The 4,369-nt window shown below is 69.2% G+C and carries 7 protein-coding genes; 2 read left to right on the top strand and 5 right to left on the bottom strand.

What is annotated here, in order from left to right; genetic code table 11:
- A partial coding sequence (locus ACFP2T_RS47795; RefSeq protein ID WP_377434727.1) for a hypothetical protein occupies positions 1–210 on the top strand: 210 nt, incomplete at its 5' end.
- A 241-nt stretch (positions 211–451) separates the two neighbouring features.
- Here ACFP2T_RS47795 and ACFP2T_RS47790 read toward each other — a convergent pair.
- From ACFP2T_RS47790 to ACFP2T_RS47780, 3 genes are read right to left on the bottom strand one after another with little or no spacing between them, the layout of a single operon-like run.
- The gene (locus tag ACFP2T_RS47790) at positions 452–604 is read right to left on the bottom strand and encodes a hypothetical protein (protein WP_377434725.1); all 153 of its coding nucleotides are present in this window, start codon (positions 602–604) and stop codon (positions 452–454) included.
- A 55-nt stretch (positions 605–659) separates the two neighbouring features.
- Entirely contained in the window at positions 660–848 is a 189-nt protein-coding gene (locus ACFP2T_RS47785) for a pentapeptide repeat-containing protein (RefSeq protein ID WP_377434722.1), read from the bottom strand.
- Positions 849–854: 6 nt separating this feature from the next.
- A complete protein-coding gene (locus ACFP2T_RS47780; RefSeq protein WP_377434720.1) occupies positions 855–1,121 on the bottom strand; it encodes a DUF2188 domain-containing protein in 267 nt (88 codons plus the stop codon).
- A gap of 173 nt (positions 1,122–1,294) precedes the next feature.
- Between ACFP2T_RS47780 and ACFP2T_RS47775 the strand changes: the two genes are divergently transcribed.
- The gene (locus ACFP2T_RS47775) at positions 1,295–2,272 is read left to right on the top strand and encodes a DNA topoisomerase IB (RefSeq protein WP_377434719.1); all 978 of its coding nucleotides are present in this window, start codon (positions 1,295–1,297) and stop codon (positions 2,270–2,272) included.
- Between the two features lie 615 nt (positions 2,273–2,887).
- Here the strand turns inward: ACFP2T_RS47775 and ACFP2T_RS47770 are convergent.
- Together ACFP2T_RS47770 and ACFP2T_RS47765 are read right to left on the bottom strand one after the other, a co-directional pair.
- Entirely contained in the window at positions 2,888–3,433 is a 546-nt protein-coding gene (locus tag ACFP2T_RS47770) for an IS110 family transposase (RefSeq protein WP_377434717.1), read from the bottom strand.
- Positions 3,434–3,462: 29 nt separating this feature from the next.
- On the bottom strand, positions 3,463–4,369 hold a 907-nt coding region (locus ACFP2T_RS47765; protein ID WP_377434714.1), incomplete at its 5' end, for an iron-containing alcohol dehydrogenase.

Here is a 4,369-nt window from a genome sequence, read left to right as displayed (position 1 = left end):
ACAACGACCGGTCAGCCAACCGCCGCTAGCTTTTTCGGGCAGATCGTCATCTCCAACGCCGCCACCCAGATCCTGTTGCGCCAGGCGCCGCAGGCGATCGACATCGTCGCCGACGTGTTCGGCCTGTCGTGTCGGACGGGCTTTTTGTCCGACCAGGAACCGGCCCCGGCCCCGGCCCTGGACTGCTCTTCGATGGTGGTGGCGGTGTGATCGGTCGCTTCTCGCAGCGGGTGCCACAAGGGCCGCTCGCGTATCGAGAGCCGTCCGGGCCGCCAGTGGTCCGGGTGCGGGGTGAGCCAGGTCCGGGCGGTTTGCGGGTCGGTGGTGATCACAGCGTGGCCGTGCTTGCGGACTGGTTTGATGATCAGCCGGGTGGCGTGCTCGGGCACGCTCGGGCCGGCGGCGGTGGGCATCTGCGCCACTGACACGTTGGCGGTGGCGAGGTTGGCGGCTAGGTCGTGGCGACTCCGGCCCTGACCAGGCGCAGGGCGTCTGGCACCGGGAAGCGGTGGCGGGCCGCGTTGGGTCCCGCCCCCAGTGGCCCGTCGGTGCGGTGCCTCAGGTCCGCGCCGGTCAGGTCTGCCGCGTACAAGTTCGCGCTCATCAGGTTCACACCGCTCAGTAACGCGTCGCTCAGGTTGGCGCCGTCCAGGTGGGTGTTAATCAGGTTGGCGCCAATCAGGGTGGCGGACTAGGCGGGCCCGACTCAGGTTTGCAGTGGCGAGGTTCGCCCAGGCCAGGTTCGCTCCCTTGAGGTTCGCGAGTCGCAGGTCGGCGGTGCCCAGGAAGGCCCCGAGCATGTCGATGTCGCTCAGCCCGAGAAGTGTGCCGGCCAGGTCCCTGGGCATCGTCGATCAGTCGATCTGGTCGAGGTTGCCGGGACCTCCTTTTCCGGAGGTGTCCGCTGCCGGAAGGGGATCGTGCTGAAACGTGTGTACGATTTCAACCTGCCCAAGTGGTTGGTGTACGACGAGCCGGCTCGGCCGATTTGCTCGGGCCACGTCGCGACCGGCGACGAGTGCGTTCTCCTTGGTGCCGTAGCGCCCGACGACGTCCGAGTCGTGTTCCACCTTCCAGCAGTCGATCTCGGGAACGACGTGGTACTGCGTCCGGTCGCCCATGATGTGCCTCCTGTCTGCTTTCGATGAAGAAGCTACCCAGGAGTCAGTTAGGGAAACCGCCTTCCATGACGGTAGACCGGGGGAGGCCGCCGCGTCCGTGGGCGGTGTCCGGACCTTGGAGTGCCGAAGCGGGCCGGGGGGTAGAAGTGCGGCCATGACAGCGATGGTGAAACATGCGGCTGCGTCGCTCTGACCTGCGCGCCCCTGGTTACGGCCGCCGCCGGCGGGGACGCGGAGTCACGTTTCTGGACCGGGAAGGGCGGGCGATCACCGACGTGGCGCAGGTTCGCCGGCTGCGTGACCTCGCCATCCCGCCGGCTTGGCGGGAGGTGTGGATCTCGCCCGACCCGCGAGGTCACATTCAAGCCACCGGAATCGACGAGGCCGGACGGAAGCAGTACCTGTACCACCCGGTGTGGCGGGACCGGCGGGATCGCGAGAAGTTCGCGCACGTCCTTGAGGTGGCCGGACACCTCGGCCAGTTGCGGAAGCAGGTCGAGAACGACCTGCGCGAACGCGGCCTGACCCGGTCGCGGGTGCTGGCCACCCTCACCCGCCTGCTGGACCTGGGAATGTTCCGGATCGGCGGCGACCAGTACGCGGCCGGGGAGGCGCCGTCGTTCGGCGTCGCCACACTGCGTCCGGAGCACGCGCGAGGGGCCGCCGGCTGTGTGGTGCTGGAGTTCCCGGCCAAGGGCGGAGTGGAGCAGAGCCGACGGGTGACCGATCCGGACGTCTGCCAGGTGCTGCGGGACCTGAGGCGGCGGCGCCGGGGTCGGGACCGGTTGTTCGGCTACTGGGAGCGGCGGCGCTGGTGGGACGTACGTGCCGAGGACGTCAACGACTACCTCCGCGAGGCCAGCGGCGCCGACATGACGGCGAAGGACTTCCGTACCTGGCACGCGACCGTGCTCGCGGCCATCCGCCTGGCCGCAGCCGGTCCGCGGAACTCGGAGGCGAAGCGGCGGCGGGTGGTGGCCGGGGTGATGCGGGAGGTAGCCGAGCTACTCGGCAACACCCCTGCGGTGGCCCGGGCCTCGTATGTCGACCCCCGGCTTCTCGATCTCTATCGGGACGGTCGGCTCGGACCGCTGGAGGGCACGTCCGGCTCGGCGGCCGAGCAGACCGTGCACGCTCTGCTCGGCGACTGATTCCGGCGGACGACGGGCAGTGGGTCGTCCGGTTGCCCTGTCGGCAGGGTGGCCAGAGCGCCGAATGAGGACAACCGAAGATCGTGCGGTGGCCGGCGAAGCGGCCACCGAGATGTTCACGCACATCGTCGGATCGGAACGGGTCGGAGAATCCACGAGCCGTGGGACAGATCCTCGAGCCGTGCGACCGTCTGCCCCTGGCGATCGGCATCATTGGGGTCCGCCTGGCGGCACATCCGGAGCAGGATTTCGACATTCTGGCTCATCGGCTGAGCCCGCGCGAGCGAGAGGCTCGACGAATTGCAGGCCGCCGACCGCTCCGGGCGAGCCGGGCTCAAGTCGGCCTACCGCAATCTCCCTGAGCCCGTACGGCAGTGCTTCCGCGCCCTGGACCTGATGGAGGCCGCGCCGGATCACGGGAACGAAGGTCCAGCAGGTGCTGCCGCTGCCCTTGCGTACCATCGACCGCCTGCTCGAGCGCCTGGTCGACGAGAGCCTTCCTACTGAGCGGCCGCCCCGAGAACCACGAGCCAACCTACCGGATGCCAGGTCTCTTGCACGCCTTGGCAATCGAGCGCGCCGCTGCCGAGAGCAAGGAGCGGCGCTATCGGCCGTCTACCGCGGATTCGTGGTGCCCTGAAGCGAGGGCGCCGACGGCGAACGCGGCGGTCGCCGCCGTCGCCACCGCGGCACAGAGCAGCAATGTGGTGGTGTACCCGAAACGGCTGACCGCGCCGCCGGCGGGGCGATCCAGCCCTCGGGCAGCCGGCCCATCCGCAGCAGCTCCGCCAGATCGGACGCGTCCCGGACGTCGTTCTTGACCCGCCGGTAAGCGAACCCCTTCACCCCCAGCGGGTGCGCCAGGTGCACCTGGGCACCGGCATCGGTCAGGACATCGGCCGCCCAGTACCAGCCATAAGCGGCTTCCAGCACGACCTGGGGATGCTCGCCGGCCTTGGCAATCTCTGCCGCGAGCGCCATCGGATCGTTGTCGATCCGGACGCTGTCCAGTCGTTCGCCCGCCTCGGTCATCCGCACGATCACCGACCGACGCCGATGCAGATCGATACCCACGATCTGCTGGCCGTCGTACTCTGCCTCCATGGTGGGGCCTCCTTCGTCGTCTGACGTGAGCACCCCGAGCCTCCCGCCGGGAGTCACGAGGAGCGAGGCCCCGCTCCTTCATGCCATCAGGTCCGGTCCCCGATCCAGGCAGCTTCGAGGATCGCGGTCAGGCTGGCGGTGTCGGTCGGGCCTGGATGATTCTGGATCAAGCGGGTGACGCCGGCGGCCATCTCCGCGAAGCGCGGGAGGTCGGCGCGTGCCACGCCGATGTCCGCCAAGGTGGTAGGGATGCCGATGTCGGCAAGGAGCCCGTCGAGCCAGGTGAGGAACGTATCTGCGGCCTCGGCATCCGAGGCGTCGGTCACGTCGAGCCCGCACACCCCGGCGAGGATGGTCAACCGGTCGCCGATGGCATCCCTGGCCGCGTCCAGCGCGTAGGGCAGCAGCAGCCCGACGCCCAAGCCGTGCGGCGTGTGGGTGGCTGCGCCGATGGGGTACTGGAGGGCGTGCGGAGCGGCGTTGCCTGCGTGGGAAAATGCGAGCCCGGCCAGCATCGACCCATAGGACATGTCCGCGCGCGCGGCCTTGTCGCCTCCGTCCCTGACGGCATGGGGCAAGCTGCGGGCGATTCGCTCCACGGCCAGGAGCGCGTAGTGATCGGTGATCGGGTTGCGGCCGAGGAAGACCTGCTCCACCGGGTCGCGCGGTCCGTGGGCCCGGGGTCGCGCGGTGTAGCTCTCCACCGCGTGACAAAACGCGTCGATGCCGGAGTGGGCAGTGACGGTCGCAGGGCAGGTGTAGGTGAGCTCGGGGTCGACGATGGCGAAGTCGGGCACGATGTGGACGCTGGAGACCCCCACCTTCAGCTCGCGGTCCGGGTCGGTCAACACCGAGACGGGCGTGAGCTCGGAGCCGGTGCCTGACGTCGTCGGGACCGCGACGAGAGGAATCGTCGGCCCCGGCACCTTCGACGGCACCGTTGCGTTGAGCGTCGGCGGGATCGAGGCAGGCTTGAGTAGTGAAGCCATCGAC

This window comes from Plantactinospora solaniradicis, from assembly GCF_042658085.1.
GTDB classification, from domain to species: Bacteria; Actinomycetota; Actinomycetes; order Mycobacteriales; family Micromonosporaceae; genus Plantactinospora; species Plantactinospora solaniradicis.
The sequence above is the reverse complement of the archived record's forward strand: the minus strand, read 5'-3'. Positions and strand labels throughout refer to the sequence as shown.